Source organism: Streptomyces sp. NPDC000134 (assembly GCF_042899225.1).
In the GTDB taxonomy this organism is placed as follows: domain Bacteria; phylum Actinomycetota; class Actinomycetes; order Streptomycetales; family Streptomycetaceae; genus Streptomyces.
Genome location: NZ_JBIAZN010000012.1, coordinates 190,387 through 208,715, shown reverse-complemented (window position 1 = coordinate 208,715; position 18,329 = coordinate 190,387). Strand labels below are relative to the sequence as shown.

Genomic DNA, 18,329 nt, shown 5'->3' with positions numbered 1-18,329 from the left:
AGGAAGGACCTATTTCAGCAATGACCGACGAGAACACTCCCATGACGACGCCCGAGGGTGACGCCCTGGCCATGCGTGTCGAGCCCGTCGGGCTCGAGACGGAGATGCAGCGTTCGTACCTCGACTACGCGATGTCCGTCATCGTCTCGCGTGCGCTGCCCGACGTCCGGGACGGCCTCAAGCCCGTCCACCGGCGCGTGCTGTACGCCATGTACGACGGCGGCTACCGCCCCGAGCGCGGCTTCTACAAGTGCGCCCGCGTCGTCGGCGACGTCATGGGCAACTACCACCCGCACGGCGACAGCTCCATCTACGACGCCCTGGTGCGGCTCGCCCAGCCGTGGGCGATGCGGATGCCGCTCGTCGACTCCAACGGCAACTTCGGCTCCCCGGGCAACGACCCGGCGGCGGCCATGCGGTACACCGAGTGCAAGATGGCACCGCTGTCGATGGAGATGGTCCGCGACATCGACGAGGAGACCGTCGACTTCACGGACAACTACGACGGCCGCTCCCAGGAGCCGACCGTCCTGCCGGCCCGCTTCCCGAACCTGCTGATCAACGGCTCGGCCGGCATCGCGGTCGGCATGGCGACCAACATCCCGCCGCACAACCTGCGCGAGGTCGCGGCCGGCGCCCAGTGGTACCTGGAGAACTACGAGGCCTCGCACGAGGAGCTGCTCGACGCCCTCATCGAGCGCATCAAGGGCCCCGACTTCCCGACCGGCGCCCTGGTGGTGGGCCGCAAGGGCATCGAGGAGGCGTACCGCACCGGCCGCGGCTCGATCACCATGCGCGCGGTGGTCGAGGTCGAGGAGATCCAGAACCGCCAGTGCCTGGTGGTCACCGAGCTGCCGTACCAGACCAACCCGGACAACCTCGCGCAGAAGATCGCCGACCTGGTGAAGGACGGCAAGATCGGCGGCATCGCCGACGTCCGCGACGAGACGTCCTCGCGCACCGGCCAGCGCCTGGTCATCGTCCTGAAGCGGGACGCGGTCGCCAAGGTGGTGCTGAACAACCTCTACAAGCACACCGACCTGCAGACCAACTTCGGCGCCAACATGCTGGCGCTGGTCGACGGCGTGCCGCGCACGCTCTCCCTGGACGCGTTCATCCGCCACTGGGTGAACCACCAGATCGAGGTCATCGTCCGGCGCACGAAGTTCCGCCTGCGCAAGGCCGAGGAGCGCGCCCACATCCTGCGCGGTCTGCTCAAGGCGCTGGACGCCATCGACGAGGTCATCGCGCTGATCCGGCGCAGCGACACGGTCGAGATCGCCCGCGGCGGCCTGATGGACCTGCTCGAGATCGACGAGATCCAGGCCAACGCGATCCTGGAGATGCAGCTCCGCCGGCTGGCCGCGCTGGAGCGCCAGAAGATCGTCCAGGAGCACGACGAACTCCAGACGAAGATCAACGAGTACAACGAGATCCTGGCCTCCCCGGCCCGCCAGCGCGGCATCGTCAGCGCGGAGCTGGCCGCGATCGTCGAGAAGTACGGCGACGACCGCAAGACGAAGCTGATCCCCTACGACGGCGACATGTCCATCGAGGACCTGATCGCCGAGGAGGACATCGTCGTCACGGTCACCCGCGGCGGCTACATCAAGCGCACCAAGACCGACGACTACCGGGCGCAGAAGCGCGGCGGCAAGGGCGTGCGCGGGGCGAAGCTGAAGGAAGACGACATCGTCGACCACTTCTTCGTCTCCACCACCCACCACTGGCTGCTCTTCTTCACCAACAAGGGCCGCGTCTACCGGGTCAAGGGGTACGAGCTTCCCGACGCCGGCCGGGACGCCCGCGGGCAGCACGTGGCCAACCTGCTGGCCTTCCAGCCGGACGAGTCGATCGCCGAGATCTTCGCGATCCGCGATTACGAGGCGGCGCCGTACCTGGTCCTGGCCACCAAGGGCGGTCTGGTCAAGAAGACCTCGCTGAAGGACTACGACTCCCCGCGCTCGGGCGGTGTCATCGCCATCAACCTGCGTGAGCGGGAGGACGGTTCCGATGACGAGCTGATCGGTGCGGAGCTGATCTCGGCCGACGACGATCTGCTGCTGATCAGCAAGAAGGCGCAGTCGATCAGGTTCACCGCCTCGGACGACACGCTGCGTCCGATGGGCCGCGCGACCTCGGGCGTCAAGGGCATGAGTTTCCGCGACGGGGACGAACTGCTGTCGATGAATGTTGTCCGTCCCGGTACGTTCGTGTTCACTGCCACTGACGGCGGGTACGCGAAGCGGACTCCCGTCGACGAGTACCGCGTCCAGGGTCGCGGCGGTCTCGGCATCAAGGCCGCCAAGATCGTCGAGGACCGCGGGGAACTCGTCGGAGCGCTGGTGGTCGAGGAGACCGACGAGATCCTCGCCATCACCCTCTCCGGCGGTGTGATTCGCACGCGAGTCAACGAGGTCAGGGAGACGGGCCGTGACACCATGGGCGTCCAACTGATCAACCTTGGCAAGCGCGATGCCGTGGTCGGCATCGCACGCAACGCCGAAGCGGGGCGCGAGGCGGAGGAAGTCGACGGCGACGTGGTCGTCGACGAGACCGCCGAGGACGCCGCCACCGCCGGTACGGACGAGGGCGAGGCGCCCTCCGCCGAGTAACACGAGGAGAGAGTCATCGTGAGCGGAGCCACGGGCGCCGGATCGGCCAGTACCTCCACAGGTACGGACAGGGACGGCGGCGGCCGTGGCTCCGCCGCGTACGGAACCGGCGATCACGGTTCTGTTTCACGTGGAACGGACTCACCCATCCGCTCGTCGTCACTCTCGAAAGAGACTCATGGAGCCCAGGGGGGAACTGTGACGGACACCCGAGGCCCGGGGACCCAGCAGTACGAAGCTGGCGCGGGCCCGGCCGCCTCCGGCGCCCAGGCAGCGTCGCACCAGGAGGCCGCCCAGCAGTCGGCCTCCCCGCTGCCGGGCGAACGGCAGCAGCAGCAGCCCGGCGGGCCCTACCAGCCGCCGCAGGCGTACCAGACCCCGGCGGGCGGCACCTCCGGCGCCGTACGCCGGCCGCGCCCCGGCGCGCGGACCACCCCGCGGGTGCGCAAGGCCCGCCTGCGGGTGGCCAAGGCCGACCCTTGGTCGGTCATGAAGGTGAGCTTCCTGCTCTCCATCGCGCTGGGCATCTGCACGATCGTCGCGGCGGCCGTGCTGTGGATGCTCATGGACGCGATGGGCGTCTTCTCGACGGTCGGCGGCACGATCGCCGAGGCGACCGGCTCCAACGATTCGAACGGCTTCGACCTCCAGTCGTTCCTGTCGCTGCCCAACGTCCTGATGTTCACGTCGATCATCGCGGTGATCGACGTCGTCCTCGCGACGGCCCTGGCCACGCTCGGCGCCTTCATCTACAACCTCTCCGCCGGCTTCGTCGGCGGCGTGGAGCTGACGCTCGCCGAGGACGAGTGACGGACGCCGGTTACCGATTTTGGGACTGCCCCCCTCGTGCGCTAATCTTCAGGGGTCAGCGCGCGGGACACACACCGCAGAGCGCGGCGGGGCTATAGCTCAGTTGGTTAGAGCGCATCCCTGATAAGGATGAGGCCACAGGTTCAAATCCTGTTAGCCCCACCAGCGAGAAGACCCCCAACCGGTATCGGTTGGGGGTCTTCGGCGTCTACGTCTGACGTCAGCGGAGTACGCGTATGCCGGTTCCGGTCCTCGATCAAGTGATGGCGATCCGTGCCATGCCCCACAGAATGATCAGGTCGAGCGCCATCACGCTGATCGCGGCGATCGTCACCCCGGCCGCGCGGCCCAGCTCATCGTCCGCTGATGTCCGGCATGGACACGGAAACGCCCGGCCGCTGGCGACGGGGGATACGTCAGCGGTCGGGCTGTGGCCAAGGGTACAAGAACGGTGGGGCGGCGGGGGGCGAGTGGGCGGGGATGGCGTGGAGTCATCGGTCGCAGGGGGACTCGTAGTCGAGGCGGGGCAGGTAGTCGTGCCAGTTGTCCGCCGTGAGGACGCCCCGGGTGGTGGAGCAGATGCGGTCGATCGCGTCGTCGACGTCCAGATTCCACAGGCGGACGGTGTCGGTGCCGCTGGAGACGCCGATCATCTGGCTGTTGGGGCTGAAGGACAGGAACGTGCCGGTCTTGGCGTTGGGGCTCATCGCCTGGCCGATGGCGGCGGCGTGGGCGGGGCGGGAGACGTCCCACAGGCGGACCGTGTTGTCGTTGCCGCTGCTGGCCAGGGCGCTGCCGTCGCGGCGGAAGGTGAGGGAGACCACCGCCTCGGTGTGGCCGGTCAGGGCGGCCAGTTCACCGGCGTGGGCGGGGTCGGCGACGTTCCACAGGCGGACGGTGTTGTCGTCGCCGCCGCTGGCCAGGGCCCGGCCGTCGGGGCTGTAGGCGAGGGTGTTGACGGGGCCCAGGTGCCCGGTGAGGGGGCGGCCGGCGCCGGTGGCGTGCCGTGGGTCGGTGACCTTCCACAGGCGGATCGTGGTGTCCGCGCTGCCGCTGGCCAGCGTCCGCCCGTCCGGGCTGAAGGCGAGCGCGTTGACGTAACCGGTGTGCCCGGTGAGCTGGGCGCCCAGGGAGCGCGGGGCGGACGGGTCGGTGACGTCCCACAGGCGGATCGTGCGGTCGTCGAAGGCGGTCGCGAGGGTGCGTCCGTCGGGGCTGTAGGCGAGCGCGTCGGGGCCGGCGAACCGGGTGCGCAGGGCGACCGGTGGGCCGTAGGCGACGGGCCGGGCGGGGTCGGTGACGTTCCAGAGCTGGACCGCGCGGCTGCCGGTCAGCACGGCGAGGGTGCGGCCGTCGGGCGAGAACACCAGGGACCGTACGTCGCCCTTGCCCGGCCGGAACGGGGAGCCCAGGCGCAGCGGGCGGCCCGGCGCGGTGACGTTCCACAGCCGGACGCGGCCGTCCCGGGCGGCGGTGGCGAGCACCCGGCCGTCCGGCCGGAACCTGCCGATGCGGCCGAGCATGTCCGAGGTCGGGATCGACCACAGGCGGACCTTGCCGTCGCCGTTGCCGGTGGCGAGCGTACGGCCGTCGGGGCTGAAGCCCAGGGCGTACATCTCGCCGCTGGCCCCGGCGAGCGGTTCGCCGACCTGGGAGGGGGAGGCGGGGTCGGCGACCTTCCACAGGGTCGCCGTACTGTCCGCGCTGGCGGCGGCGAGCATGGTGCCGTCGGGGCTGAAGTCCACCGACCAGACCGGCCCGGTGTGGCCGGTGAGCGGGGTGCCGAGCGGGACGGCGCGGGCGGGGTCGGCCGTCCGCCACAGCCGTATGGTGTCGTCCGAGCCGCCGCTGGCGAGGGTGCGGCCGTCGGGGGCGAACGCCACCGAGTGCACGGTGGCCGTATGGCCGGTGAGGGTGCCGAGCGGGTCGGCGTGGCGGGGGTCGGTGACGTCCCACAGGCGGATCGTGGTGTCGTCGCTGCCGCTGGCGAGGGTGCGTCCGTCGGGGCTGAACGCCACGGAGCGTACGGCGGCGGTGTGGCCGGTGAGGGTGTCGAGCGGCTCCGGGCGGCGAAGGTCGGCCATGTCCCACAGGCGCACGGTGCCGTCCTCGCCGGCGGAGGCCATGGTGCGGCCGTCCGGGCTGATGGCGAGGAGGTAGACCGGGCCGTCGTGGCCGGTCAGAGGCGCGCCGATGGGGCTCGGGCGGGCGGGGTCGGTGACGTCGTAGAACCGGATGGTGCCGTCGTCGGAGGCGCTGACGAGGGTGTGGCCGTCCGGGGTGAACAGGGCGGTGCTCACCCAACTGGTGTGGCCGGTCAGGGGCTTGCCCAGCGGCTCGGGGCGGGCGGGGTCGGTGACGTTCCACAGCCGTACGGTCCGGTCGTAGCTCGCGGTGGCCAGCAGATGCCCGTCCGGGCTGAACGAGGTCAGGTACACGGCGCCGGTGTGGCCGGTCAGGGGCGTGGCCAGCGGCGCGTTGACTATGGAGAGCAGGCGGTTGCCGGTGCCCTCGTCGTCGGGGCGCAGCTTGTGCGCGACCAGGGCGAGCCGGGCGGACAGCGAGGGATCGGTGTACTGGACGCGGTCCGCCTCGGCGACGATCTGCTCGAACACCGCGTCGTTGCGCTGCTGCCAGGCGACCACCGCGGACCCGGCGGCCAGTAACGCCAGGACGACCAGCGCGGCGACCGCGGCCCGGCCGATCCGCACCGAGCGCCGGCGCAGCTTCACCGAGGCGGCCAGGAACTCCACCGCGCTGCGGGTCAGGAAGGTGTCGCCGGCGGACTCGGCCCAGCCGTGCGCCTGGGCCAGCCGGGACCCCCGGTAGAGCAGCGACGAGTCCCGGCCCGACTCCTCCCAGGCCCGGCCGTCCTCCTCCAGCCTCTGGCGCAGCAGGTTGCCGCCGCGGTCCTCGTCGATCCAGTCGCGCAGCCGGGGCCAGGCGTGCAGCAGTGCCTCGTGGGTGATCTCGACGGTCTCCGCGTCCAGCGTCACCAGCCGGGCGCGCACCAGCGCCTCCAGGGACTCCTCGGTCTTGCCGGGGTCCGTGGACTCCTCCGCCAACTGCCGCCGGGTCCCGCGCCGGCGGGTCGCCTGGGTGTCCTCGCCGAGCCGGACCAGCCGCAGCAGCAGCAGCCGCGCGGCGGTGCGCGCCGCCGGGTCCAGTCCCGACCAGGCCCGCTCGGCACTGGCCGCGACGGCGCCCTGGATGCCGCCCGCCGCGCGGTAGCCGGCCAGGGTGAGCCGGCCGCCCTTGCGCCGCTGCCAGGTGGCGAGCAGGGCGTGGGAGAGCAGCGGCAGCACGCCCGCGTCGTGCGCGCCGCGCGGGCCGTCGGCGCTCACCTCGCGGACGATCAGCTCCGCCAGTCCGGGTTCGATCTCCAGGCCCACCGCCTTGGCCGGCCGGATCACCGCTTCGCGCAGCTCGGCGGTGGTGAGGGGGCCGAGCACCATGTGGCGGTGCTGGAGGGCGTCGGCCAGTTCGGGGTAGCCGAGGCACTGCTCGTAGAAGTCGGCGCGGATGCCGAGCACGACCTGCGCGGGGGCCGCCTCCCCGGGCCCGGCCGGCGCGCACAGGGCGTGCAGGAACCGGATGAACGTCCGCCGCTCCTCCTCGTCCCGGCAGAGCGTGAAGGTCTCCTCGAACTGGTCCACGATCAGAACCGGACCGCCGGAGGACGGTGACCGCTCCCGGGCCCACTCGGCGACGGCCCGCCGTACGCGGTGGTCGGCCTGGGGGGACACCTCCGGGTCGGCGGCGATGACCGGGGCGAGCGCGGGGAGGTGCCGGGCGAGTTCGGTGAGGGGGGAGGCGCCCGGGACGAGCTGGAGGACGGTCCGGGCCGGGGGGCCGCCGTGCTCCAGGGCGGGCACCAGGCCGGCGTGGAGCAGGGAGGACTTCCCGGCGCCCGAGGCGCCCACCAGCATGACCAGGCCCCCCGTCCGCTCCGCCGCGCGCAACTGGGCGACGAGGGCCTCGGTGCTGCGCTCCCGGCCGAAGAACCAGCGGGCGTCCTGCTGCCGGTAGGAGGCCAGCCCCCGGTACGGGCACACCCCGCCGGGCACCGCCTCCTCCGGCGGCCGGGCCTCCTCGGCGGCGGGCGGGCCGGCCACCGCGCTCTCCCACAGGCGCTGCCACTGGGCGAGGTCGTACAGGCCGGGGGAGACCGGTACCGGCCGGTTCCGGCGTGCCTCGGGGACCAGGACCTGGAGCACCGCCGCGAGCGCGATGAACTGGGCGGGCACGTTCCTGGCCCGGCGCCAGTCGCTGATCCGCTGCGCGGACACCCGTACCGGACGGCCCCGTTCGTCGATCCGCTGGAGCCGGACGACCGCCTCGGCCACGCGCTTCAGGGGCGGGTCGCCCGCCTCCTTGTAGAGCAGCGCGAGACGTTCCGCGAAGGCCGTGCGTGCTCCCGAGTCGGAGCCCAAAGTCTCCACCCCTTCACTTCGCTCGCACCGGACATCCGGACCGGAAAACTCACTCTATACGTCTGACCTGCGGCGATGTAGGGAGTCGGGAACCGGAGCCTCCACGGCTCAGGCCCCAGCGGGCAGGATCATCACCCAGTGCTTCCCGCCCGCGACTGCCGGACATGCCACCAGGTCAGTGCCCGGAAACACACCTCTCGACGCCGCGTACTCCGGATCGGCCGCCGGCCGGGTCCGGGAGAAGCGCCCACCGTTCGGTACCGGTCCCCGCGAGGGGAGGGACCGGTACCGGACGATGAGGCACCCGCGGGTGTCAGTCCCCGGCCGGCGCCTCGCGGGCCGGCGGCAGCAGCAGATCGCGCTCGGGATGCTTCTCACCGGTGACGCTGCCGCGGATGCCGAGATCGGCGCGGGCCGCCTCGTGGAAGTGGTTGATCAGCCGGAAGGCGGCGCGGTGCCGCTCGCGCCACTCGGCGAGGCTGCCGGTGATCCGGCCCGTGGCCTGCCAGTCGATCTCGGCGAGCACCGTGTTCAGTTCGTGCCCGGCCTCGACCACGTCGTCGCCGCCGAGCAGCATGACCCGCTCGAACGCCGAACCCCAGCGCCGGCCGCCCTCCGCCAGGTCCTCCCGGAGGTCCTTCTCCGGCCGGTGGTCGTCGCGCCGGCCCTCCCGGGCCTCGTACAGCCGGACGGCCAGCGCGATCCGCATCTTGGCCGCGTCCACGTACTCCGCGTACGTGTCGATCTTGCGGTCGTCCCAGCGGGTCAGCTTCTGATGGCGGTTGCGGCTCCGCTCCATCAGGTGGTTGGTGACGTGCGTGCTCAGCGCGCCGAGCAGCACGGCAGCGATCGTGATGAGCTGCTCACCGGACCCCACCGCGCCTCCCCCGCCCAGGACTTCGCCCCGAAGACAATGTTTATGATCTTACGAGTACCGGGCGTCCCGGGGGACCGGTTCGGAGGGTTCGGCGGTCCCCGCCCCGGGCAGGGAGGCGGTGAAGGTCTCCCTGCCCGGCGCGGGGAGGCCGTGCGGGTCTCCGCCCGGCCGGGCCGCGAGGACGCCGGCGACGAGCGGCGGGTGCGGGACGCGGCCCGGTGGTGTCCGTCGCAGGCGATCGTCCTCACCGGGTGACGGGCGGCTCTCCCGCCGGTCAGGCCGGGGGACAGCGCCAGCCGAACTCCGCCAGGGCGCGGGCCCTGGCCGCCACCACGGCCATCCTGGCGGCGCGTTCGGCGGGGTCCACGTGGGTGAGCTGCCGGGTCGCCTGGCCCTCCCACTTGCGGTAGTAGAGGCCCACCTCCGACGAGAACCAGCCGCGGCTCACCGCGCCGAGCGCCAGCAGCAGCCCGGTGTCCTCCGAGGCGGGCAGCGCCATCCAGCCGCCGAGGGCCAGCAGCAGCTCGCGCCGGACGCAGAGGGTGGCGGGGTGGACCTGGGCGCGGAAGCCGTTCGCCGTCCAGAAGTCCAGCACCGCGCCGCGTTCGATCGGGCCCTCGTCGGGGTCGCCGGGGAACCCGGCCGTCGTCCCGTCCGGCAGCAGGTCCAGCACCCGGGAGGTGGTCCAGCCGATGCCGGGGTCGGACTCCAGGACGGCCAGGTCACGGGCGAGGGTGCCCGGCGGCAGCCGGTCGTCGGCGTCCAGGATCTTCACGTACGTGCCCTCGGCGTGCGCCAGGGCGATGGTGCGGGCCACCCCGGGGCCGCCGGGCCGGCCCTGGCGGAAGGTCACGCGCTCGTCGTCGGGGACGTACGGGCGGACGGCGTCCGTGCCGCCGTCCTCCTGGATCACCCAGTGCCACTCCCAGCCCTCGGGCAGGCGCTGCGCGCGCAGCGAGTCGTACGCCTCGGGCAGGAAGCGGGCCGACGGGGCGTGGACCGCGGTGACGATGACGATGCGCCGGCTCACGGCGGCAGTCACCACCTTTCCAACTGGGTGACGAAGAGGAGTTCCGTACGGTCGCCGGGCAGCGTGATGTCGGAGACGTCGACGGCGCGGCCGCGCACGTCGTAGGAGGTCTTGCGGAGCAGGATCACCGACGTGCCGGGCGGCAGCTCCAGCTCGGCCGCCTCCTCGGGGGTCGGCGGCCGGGCGGTGACCCGTTCCTCCACGCGGTCGACCTCGATGCCGACCGTGTGCAACTGGCTCTGCGTCCCGCCCGGCCAGGGCTCGCGGGAGGCGTCCAGGAGGTCGGGGTCACCCGCGACCAGGTCGCGGACGAGGTACGAGGTGACCAGGTTGAACGGCGCCGTCTCGGAGGCGTGGCGGGTGCGGTACGTACGCCGCAGGAGGACCGTGCCCTCCGCGACGCCGAACACCCGTGCGAGGTCCGAGGGTGCCGAGATGTCCTGGTATTCGGCGTGAAAGGCCAGGTCGGAGACGTCCAGACCGGTGTCGCGCTCCGTGGCGCCGGTGCCGGCGCGCTCGGTCAGCGGGCGCCGGGCCCGGTCCTTCTCCCACTGGTGGCGGCTGTTGGCGCGGACCGCCGGGGTGCGCGGGCGGCGGACGAAGGTGCCGCGGCCGTGCCGTCTGTCGATCAGGCCCTCCTCGGTCAGCACGCGGAGCGCGTTCTGCACGGTCGGCACGCTGCGGCGGTAGCGGGCCGCCAGTTCCGTCTCCGCGGGCAGCTTGTCGCCGGGCGCCAGCTCGCCCGCGCGGATGGCGCGGCGCAGGTCGTCCGCGATCAGTTCGTACGCCTTGGGCACACCGGGAGCGTAACAAGTCCTCATGAGGACTTGAGGAGTGGCAGGGGGTGGCCGGGTGGTGGCGGGGCGGTCGTCCCGGCACGACGAAGGCCCGGCGGCTCCTGCGAGCGGCCGGGCCTTCGTGGTCCGTGGCGGTGCGGTACGCGGATCGCCGTGACATCGGGGTCGGCGGGCGGTCGGCACGCGCGGGCCGGGCCGGTCAGCGCTGGAGCGGCGGGTCGGCGGGGGCGCGGTGCCCGGCGGCGGAGCCGTCGTCGGTGCGGCAGCGGACGACGCGGGTGGCGCCGGCCGGGTCGGCGGCGGTCGCGTCCGTCAGCGGGCGGTGCCGGCAACTGGGGGACGTGCCGTGCGCCTCGGCGTGGATGCGCTGCTTCATCGTGGGGGGCAGGGACCCGGTCCGTGACCAGGGCCGGGGAGCCGGCGCCGGGGCGGCCGTCGGTCGCGGGGCGCTCTCGCTGTTGCGCGCGGCCTCGGTCCGGGGTACCGAGGCGGAGGCGGTCGTGGTGATGAGTCCGAGCGCCGTGAACAGCGCGAGGAAGGCGGTGACGATGGCGGTCCACAACGTCATGACCTTGTTCCGGGCCATGGGCCCCTCACTTTCGGGTCGGGCGATTTGCGTACTTTCCTCATGATGTGTATGAGCGTCGCGAAGTGGTGGACCGACGCCCGTGGCGCGTCGATGTTCAGATGAACACCACACGGATGGGTGCATGACCCCACAAAAGCCACGAATACGGGAGGGAAGCGGCAAAAGGTCACCGTCCGTGGGGGTGTGATCACCCTCCGATCAGAACGGCGTCACCCTTCTCTACAGGGCTCGCCCGGCGCCCAGTTGACGCCGGACGCAGGTCACCGATCGATATCGGTCGGTGTGTATAGTCGGGCGCCAGAGGTCCCCTACGTCAACGAAAGACGAGGTCGCGCGGTGAAGAAGCTTCTCCTGGTCGCACTGGCCGCCATCGGCGGGCTCCTCGTGTACCGCCAGATCCAGGCGGATCGCGCCGAGCAGGATCTGTGGACGGAGGCGACCGACTCCGTGCCCACGGGTTCGTGAGTCCGACCGGCATACGATTCTGAGCAGACCCCGGCCGTCATCACGGTCGGGGTTTTGTGTTGCCCCGGGACGCCCGGCCCGGGTGGGTTTCGGACGCGCGTCCGCGTTGGGCGGATGGCGGACGGGGCCGCGGGGCAGGATGGGCCTCGGTGCGGATGCGGGACGGCCCCGGGGAGCCGTCGGGCGCGCGGAAGGGGTGGCGGGCGATGACGCGGGCGTCGAGGTCGGGGTTACGGGGCCTGGCCGCCGCCGGCGCGGTGCTGTGCCTGACCGCCGGTCCGCAGCGGGCGGCCACGGCCGGGCCGGCCGACACGCCGGCCGGGTACGCCTTCGCCGCCGACGCCCGGCGGATCGACGGGGCGGCCGACGCCGCGGACGCCGAGCCGCTGAAGACCGGGGCCACGTACCGCAGTTCGCTTCCCCGGGACGGCACCCTCTACTACCGGCTGGATCTCGACGCCGTCTCGACCGCCTACGTCTCCGTCACCGCCGTCCCCCGCCCCGGCGGCGAGGTCACCGCCGCCGACGGCATCCGGGTCTTCCTGCGGGACGCCGACGGCGCCTCCTGCGACTCCGGCACCGCGAACTTCGGCGCCGCCCGCAGCCCCCGCCCGGTCACCGCCTGGGGAGAACGGGAGGTCTCCCCCGGCGCGACCCGGTGCCAGGACGCGGGCGCCTACTACCTGGTGGTGCAGCGCTCCCGTCCGCAGGACTCCCCGCCGGACGCCTGGGACCTGGAACTGGCCACCGCCTCCGAACCGGGCCTGGCCCGCACGGCCGCCCGGAACACGCCGGGGACCTGGGACTCGGCGACGCCCGGACCGCCGGCGGGGACGCCGGTACGCCGCCGGGGCGGGGACGGCTTCGCCAAGGCGGCACCCGTCGGCGAGGGCGCCTGGCGGGACGACATCCGCCCCGGGCAGACGCTCTTCTACAAGGTGCCCCTCGACTGGGGCCGGCGGGTGTACGCCACCGCGGAACTCGCCGCCGGCGAGGAGGGCGGCGGCTACGCGACCGCCGCGCTGCAACTGGCCCTGCACAATCCCGTACGCGGCCGGGTCGACAGCGCCGCCGCCGGCTACAGCGGCCGGCGCACCGCCGCTGACCTCGGCCCCGTCCCGCCGGTGGCGTACGACAACCGGTACGCCGTCGCCGGGCGGGTGAGCGCGATGCGGTTCGCGGGCTCCTACTACCTGGTGGTGCACCTCGCCGGACAGGTCGCCGACGACTTCGGGGACGGGCCGTTCGGTCTCACCCTGCGGGTACGGCTGCTCGGCACGGCCGGTGCGGGGCCCGGTTACGCGGGGGAGCCGGTGCCGCGAGGTCTCTTCTCGGTCGCCGGACGTGACCGGGAGGCGGCGGCCGGGCCGGGCGAGGGCGGCAGCGGGGACCCGGCGATGACGGCCGTCGCGGTCGGCGGGATCGGCACGGGGAGCCTGCTGCTGGCCGGGCTCGGGGTGTGGACGGCCGTGGCGCGGCGCAGGGGCGCGTGATCGGCGGTCACAGACGGGTCAGGGCCCAGAAGCCGACCGCGTAGCAGATCAGCGCGAGCAGCAGGACCGGGACCGCCACCTTCGCCGGGGGGCCGGGGCGGCGCAGCTTGTGCGCGCGGCGCCGCGTGCTCGCCGGGGCGGGGGGCGGGGCCTGGGCGTGGTCGGGAGCGGGGGCGGGGGCGGGGGTATGGGCTTGAGCGTGGGCTTGGGCTTGGGCTTGGGCGGCCTGGGCGGTGTACGGAGCCGTAGGGGTGTCGATGCGATCGGGGCCGGCGTGACCGGGCTCCGGGTACGCCGGTGCCCTGCCGACGGGCGACGGGGGCGGGGTGTGGGGGAGCGGGACGGCGTTCGAAGGCAGGGGTGGGTGCTGGGGCGCCTGTTCGGGCCCCGTCCGTGGACCGCGCGGCGGGAGGGAGGTGGTCGCGGTCGTGGCCTGCGGGGGCGGCAGGGGGAAACTGCCGGTGTCCGACTGGGGGAAGAACGGGACACCGCGGGGGTCGCCGGCCGCGGGGGCGGGCGTCCGACCGGAAGTGACGCCGTGTCCGCCCGAGTTCGCACTGTCCGGTCCGTACGCTGCCTGGGACGGTGACGCCTCGCGCGGCGCACGCGGCCCGGCCGCCCGCCGGGCGCCGGTCGGACCGTCGGGCCCGAACCCCGGGGGCAGCGGCCCGACTTGCTCGAAGATCTCGATCCGCTCGTCGTCGGGGCCGGGTTCCGGCAGCAGCTCCGCCGCCGCGGCCAGCGCCTTGCGCGCTCCCGTCGCCGTGCGGAACCGGGCCAGGGGATCGGGCTGCACCAGCGTGGCCACCACCTGCCACAGCGGCTCCGCGATCCCCTGCGGCGCGCTCGGGGTGCCGTGCTCGGCGAAGTGCTCGACCAGCGCCTTGGTGTCCGGCTTGGCGCCCTCCAGGAGATACAGGGCGACCAGTCCCACGGCGAACAGGTCCGCCGGGAAGTCCGGCTCGGCGCCCATCATCTGCTCGGGCGCCAGATAACCGGGCGTCCCCACCACCAGGTTGGTCTCCGTCAGCCGGGGTTCGCCCAGCCTCATGGCGATGCCGAAGTCACCCAGCCGAAGCTGGGGCCGGCCGGTGCCGGTGGCCTCCAGGAGGACGTTGGCGGGCTTGATGTCGCGGTGCACGACGTCCTCCTCGTGCACCGCGGCCAGCCCGGACAGGAGCTGGTCGAGGAGGGTGCAGACGAAGGCCGGCGGCAGCGGACCGTAGTCCCCGACCAGGTGGACGAGGGAACCGCCGGTGACCAGGTCCATGGTGAACAGGACCTTGTCGTCGTCGGCGGCCCAGCTCAGGGGCGCCAGCACATGGGGATGATCGATGCGCAGCGCCTGTTCACGGACGAAGCGCAGCAGGGAGTGCGCGTCGCGCTGCTGGAGCACCTTGGCGGCCACATAGCGCTTGCGGCGGTGGTCGAAGGCCCGCCAGACCGCGCCCACCCCTCCGCGCCCGATCGGGTCGACCAGTTCGTACCGGCCGGCGAAGACCTCACCCATGGCTTTCCGCGTCGCTCCTCCCCCTGAGGCTCCCCGTCGTCCGCCGCGCGCCCCTCGGGCGCCGCTCCCGGGCCCAGCCGCCGCGCCCCCTTGAGGTCGGTCGGGCCCGGAGGGGGTCAGCTCTGGTGGGACTGGTAGTGCGCGACCGCGTCGGAGGTGCGGCCGGCGCCGTACACCCGGAGGAACTCTGCCAGCTCCGGGTGGCTCGGGGCGAGGGTGTCCGCCGCTTCTATGATGTCGCCCGCGGCGGCCACCGAGCGCAGCAGCGACTGGATCTCCCGGACCACCCGCTTCACCGTCGGCGCTCCCGAACTGCTGGTCGTCTGCGTCGTGTTGCTGAGCACCGAGCCCCCCTGAGACTTCTTGATCTCTTCCATGCGCTCCGTGGCCTCGGCGGCGCTCACACTGCCGTCGGCGACCTGCCCCGCCAGGTCCTGGAGCAACTGCACCCGCTGGACCACCGCCGGATTGCCGATCTTCGCCCGCTGGCCGCTCATGAGCTGCGACAGCATCGGTGCGGACAGCCCCAGTACCCCCGCCAGACGAGCCTGATTGAGACCAAGATCGTCGATGAGCCTACGGAAGAGCGCCCCCAACGGCTCTCCGTACCAGTTCCGCTGCAGTTCCCGCGCTCTTGCGGTGGCTTCCTGCTGTGCGGCGTCCATTGCGTCTCCCCATCGCTTCCCCGAAAACCGCAGTTCGCTCCAGCGAACCACGCCGAGCATCTTACGGAGAGTGGTCGTTCACCGGGACCCCCAATCTTTTTGCGAGATACCGGGGGCGACCCGGTACTCTTGGCTGCGGCGACCACCGCGGCGACGCCCGCCCGGCCGGTCACGCCGTTTCCGGGGCCTTAGCTCAGTTGGTAGAGCGCTGTCTTTGCATGGCAGATGTCAGGGGTTCGACTCCCCTAGGCTCCACGCGGAAATAGCCCCTTCACCTGCGAAAACGCGGATGGAGGGGCTTTTCGTTCCAGATGTTCCGGGAAGTATCCGGCAAGGTTCCGGGAAGGCGGAACGGGCTGTCCCGAGGGCCGAGTTCGGCACCGGGGGCGGCCCCTCCGCTCTTGATATCGTCACTCCACAGGGCACCAGGACCCCCACCGCTGCGGGGCGGTGCCACGTGGCTCACGCCGTCGGAGCCGTCCGGTCGCTGCCGACGAGGTGGAAGGGGTTGACCATGCGGGCGAAGGTACGGGCCGCTCTCGACGCGCTGTACATGAAGCGCCTCGTCAGGGAGTTGGAGGGACGCCCACGCCCCCAGCACATCGGCATCATGCTGGACGGCAACCGCCGGTGGGCCAAGATGTCGGGGATAGACGATCCCCGCGAGGGCTACCGGGCGGGCGGCGCCAAGGTGCTGGACTTCCTCCGCTGGTGCGATTCGGCGGAGATCGAGCACGTCACCCTCTACATGCTCTCCGACGACAACCTGCACCGGCCCGAGGAAGAGCTGAACCCGCTGATCGACATCATCGCCGAGGTGGTGGAGCGGCTGGCCGTGCCGGGCAACCCCTGGCCCGTCCAGGTCGTCGGCGCCCTGGACCTGCTGCCGGCCGAGTCGGCGAGCCGGCTCAAGACCGCCACCGCCGCGACCCAGGACCGCCGGGGCGGGACGAAGGTGGACGTCGCCGTGGGCTACGGCGGCCGTCGCGAGATCGTCGACGCCGTCCGTTCGGCGCTCATCGAGCACAGCGCCAAGGGCGGGGACATCGACGAGTTCATCGACACCTTCACCATGGAGCACATCTCCAAGCACCTGTACTCCAAGGCGCGCTCGGAATCCGACCTGATCATCCGGACCTCCGGCGAGCAGCGCCTCTCCGGATTTCTGCTCTGGCAGTCCGCGTACGCGGAGATGTACTTCTGCGAGACCTACTGGCCGGACTTCCGGGAGATCGACTTCCTGCGCGCCCTGCGCTCCTACTCGCTGCGGGACCGCCGCTACGGACGGTGACCGGCCGGGCGGCCGGGTGGCGTTCCACGTGAAACATCGCCGCGGGGCGGGAGAAGAGGTTCTCCCGCCCCGCGGCGATGTCCGTACTGCCTACGACGGCCCTCAGAGCTGGTCGTCGCGGTGCGCGCCCTCGTTCTCGGCCTGCTTGGCCTGCACCTCGGGGTCCAGCTCGGACTGACCGCTGCCGTCCACCGACGTCAGGTGGCCCGCCTCGGGGACCTCCGTCGCCGCCGGCGGCTCGACCAGCCAGTCCGGGTTGGCCTGCTTGTCCCACCACTTCCAGGCGGCGAAGGCGCCGCCCGCGACGGCGCCCAGGATCAGCAGCATCCGGGCGGCGCGACCGGCCTTCGCGCGGCGCTGGTGCTTGCGCGCCAGCTTCTGGATCTCCGCGGCCGAGACCTGACCGCGCAGCGCGGCCAGCGCCGCGGCCCCGCGCAGCGCCGCCTCGTCCCGGACGGGGCCGGCCGCCGCCACCGCCTGCTCGATCTTGGGGCGGGAGTACTCGGCCGCCTGCCGGGCGGCCAGGCGAGCACGGACCGCGGCCTCCTGGGCGGCCTGGTCCACCTTCGGCGGCACATGCGAACGGGCCTGCTCCAGCTTCGGCGCGAGATGGGCGCCGTACTGGAGGCGGGCCTGATCGGCGGCCTGGGTCACCTTGGGCGCCAGCCGTACGCGCGCCTCGTGTGCGTAGTGCGCGGCCCTTTCCTTGGCCGTGTCGGCGTAGGGCGCCACCACTTCCGCGGCGTGCAGCACGCTGTCCTTCGCCGAACCGGTCGCGGCGCGCACGCTGTCGATGCGGGTCACGGGTTCCTCCTCCTCGGTGGCGTACGGTAATTCGACTTTCCACCCTTTTACGGATCATGCCTGCCGACGCTCTGTCAGGCATGCGAAGACAGGCATCCGGGTCACGGACGACCTCGGCGGAGCGTGGACCGATCGCGATAGCGGGTGAATCCGGAGCAACAGGAGCTTGTCGTCGACAATGCCACGGATCGACGTCCGCTGTCCCGCGCTCCGGGGCGACTCGGCCGGATTTCCGCGAGCGACGTTCCCCGCAAGGCGCTCCGGACGGACCGCTGGGCGACGCGGGGCGCGGACCGTGCGAGGATCAGGGAGTCACAGGAAGACAACGGAAGGCAGATCGTGGCTGAGCAGCTTTACGCCACCCTGAAGACCAATCACGGCGACATCGAAGTCCGGCTCCTGCCGAACCATGCTCCCAAGACGGTCAAGAACTTCGTCGAGCTCGCCCAGGGCGAGCGGGAGTGGACGAACCCGGCCACGGGCCAGAAGACCACGGACAAGCTCTACGACGGCACGGTCTTCCACCGGGTGATCAGCGGCTTCATGATCCAGGGCGGTGACCCGCTGGGCAACGGCACCGGCGGTCCCGGTTACCAGTTCGGAGACGAGTTCCACCCGGACCTCGCCTTCGACAAGCCCTACCTGCTGGCCATGGCCAACGCCGGTCCGGGCACCAACGGGTCGCAGTTCTTCGTCACCGTCGCCCCGGCGACGTGGCTGAACCGCAAGCACACCATCTTCGGCGAGGTCGTCGACGGGGCCAGCCAGAAGGTCGTGGACTCCATCGCCACCACGCAGACCAACCCGCGCACCGACCGTCCGCTCAACGACGTCGTGATCGAGTCGGTCGTCGTGGAGACCCGCGAGGGCTGAGCCCCGCCGCGACCGGGCCCGATCCGGGAGCAACCGGTTGCCAGGGGAACCAAACGCCCCGCCCGTCCGTAAGGATG

14 protein-coding genes and 2 tRNA genes are annotated in these 18,329 nt (G+C 72.3%); 8 read left to right on the top strand and 8 right to left on the bottom strand.

Annotated features, from left to right (window positions below; genetic code table 11):
- Window positions 1–20: 20 nt before the first annotated feature.
- The 3 genes from gyrA to ACFY32_RS20040 all read left to right on the top strand — a co-directional run bounded on the left by gyrA (window position 21) and on the right by ACFY32_RS20040 (window position 3,590).
- The gene (gene gyrA / locus ACFY32_RS20050) at window positions 21–2,615 is read left to right on the top strand and encodes a DNA gyrase subunit A (protein WP_359190367.1); all 2,595 of its coding nucleotides are present in this window, start codon (window positions 21–23) and stop codon (window positions 2,613–2,615) included.
- A gap of 18 nt (window positions 2,616–2,633) precedes the next feature.
- Window positions 2,634–3,425 carry a DUF3566 domain-containing protein gene (locus tag ACFY32_RS20045; RefSeq protein WP_359190364.1) on the top strand — a complete coding sequence of 264 codons (792 nt, stop codon included), beginning with the start codon at window positions 2,634–2,636 and terminating at the stop codon, window positions 3,423–3,425.
- A gap of 88 nt (window positions 3,426–3,513) precedes the next feature.
- A tRNA-Ile gene (locus ACFY32_RS20040) sits at window positions 3,514–3,590 on the top strand.
- Between the two features lie 326 nt (window positions 3,591–3,916).
- Here ACFY32_RS20040 and ACFY32_RS20035 read toward each other — a convergent pair.
- The 5 genes from ACFY32_RS20035 to ACFY32_RS20015 form a co-directional block, all read right to left on the bottom strand.
- Window positions 3,917–7,867, bottom strand: a complete 3,951-nt coding sequence (locus ACFY32_RS20035) for an AAA family ATPase (protein WP_390674865.1) — start codon at window positions 7,865–7,867, stop codon at window positions 3,917–3,919.
- 304 nt (window positions 7,868–8,171) lie between these two features.
- Entirely contained in the window at window positions 8,172–8,735 is a 564-nt protein-coding gene (locus ACFY32_RS20030; protein WP_359190359.1) for a hypothetical protein, read from the bottom strand.
- Between the two features lie 274 nt (window positions 8,736–9,009).
- On the bottom strand, window positions 9,010–9,765 hold the full coding sequence (locus ACFY32_RS20025) for a glycosyltransferase (RefSeq protein ID WP_359190356.1): 756 nt from the start codon (window positions 9,763–9,765) through the stop codon (window positions 9,010–9,012).
- 8 nt (window positions 9,766–9,773) lie between these two features.
- The gene (locus tag ACFY32_RS20020) at window positions 9,774–10,562 is read right to left on the bottom strand and encodes a GntR family transcriptional regulator (protein ID WP_390674864.1); all 789 of its coding nucleotides are present in this window, start codon (window positions 10,560–10,562) and stop codon (window positions 9,774–9,776) included.
- A 199-nt stretch (window positions 10,563–10,761) separates the two neighbouring features.
- Window positions 10,762–11,148 carry a DUF6344 domain-containing protein gene (locus ACFY32_RS20015; RefSeq protein ID WP_390674863.1) on the bottom strand — a complete coding sequence of 129 codons (387 nt, stop codon included), beginning with the start codon at window positions 11,146–11,148 and terminating at the stop codon, window positions 10,762–10,764.
- 339 nt (window positions 11,149–11,487) lie between these two features.
- Between ACFY32_RS20015 and ACFY32_RS20010 the strand changes: the two genes are divergently transcribed.
- Both ACFY32_RS20010 and ACFY32_RS20005 read left to right on the top strand, forming a co-directional pair.
- Window positions 11,488–11,616, top strand: a complete 129-nt coding sequence (locus ACFY32_RS20010; protein WP_003999697.1) for a DLW-39 family protein — start codon at window positions 11,488–11,490, stop codon at window positions 11,614–11,616.
- Window positions 11,617–11,822: 206 nt separating this feature from the next.
- Window positions 11,823–13,109, top strand: coding sequence for a hypothetical protein (locus ACFY32_RS20005; RefSeq protein WP_390674862.1), 1,287 nt, complete (start codon window positions 11,823–11,825; stop codon window positions 13,107–13,109).
- Between the two features lie 7 nt (window positions 13,110–13,116).
- Here the strand turns inward: ACFY32_RS20005 and ACFY32_RS20000 are convergent, their stop codons facing one another.
- On the bottom strand, window positions 13,117–14,619 hold the full coding sequence (locus ACFY32_RS20000) for a protein kinase (protein WP_390674861.1): 1,503 nt from the start codon (window positions 14,617–14,619) through the stop codon (window positions 13,117–13,119).
- A 116-nt stretch (window positions 14,620–14,735) separates the two neighbouring features.
- A complete protein-coding gene (locus tag ACFY32_RS19995) occupies window positions 14,736–15,284 on the bottom strand; it encodes a DNA-binding protein (protein WP_030244913.1) in 549 nt (182 codons plus the stop codon).
- 182 nt (window positions 15,285–15,466) lie between these two features.
- Between ACFY32_RS19995 and ACFY32_RS19990 the strand changes: the two genes are divergently transcribed.
- Window positions 15,467–15,539, top strand: a tRNA-Ala gene (locus ACFY32_RS19990).
- Window positions 15,540–15,798: 259 nt separating this feature from the next.
- Window positions 15,799–16,575, top strand: a complete 777-nt coding sequence (locus ACFY32_RS19985; protein WP_359190341.1) for an isoprenyl transferase — start codon at window positions 15,799–15,801, stop codon at window positions 16,573–16,575.
- A 102-nt stretch (window positions 16,576–16,677) separates the two neighbouring features.
- Here the strand turns inward: ACFY32_RS19985 and ACFY32_RS19980 are convergent, their stop codons facing one another.
- Window positions 16,678–17,379 (bottom strand): DUF5324 family protein, encoded by a 702-nt coding sequence (locus tag ACFY32_RS19980; protein ID WP_359190338.1) that lies wholly within the window; start codon window positions 17,377–17,379, stop codon window positions 16,678–16,680.
- 339 nt (window positions 17,380–17,718) lie between these two features.
- Between ACFY32_RS19980 and ACFY32_RS19975 the strand changes: the two genes are divergently transcribed.
- Window positions 17,719–18,252 carry a peptidylprolyl isomerase gene (locus ACFY32_RS19975; protein WP_359190335.1) on the top strand — a complete coding sequence of 178 codons (534 nt, stop codon included), beginning with the start codon at window positions 17,719–17,721 and terminating at the stop codon, window positions 18,250–18,252.
- Window positions 18,253–18,329 lie beyond the last annotated feature (77 nt).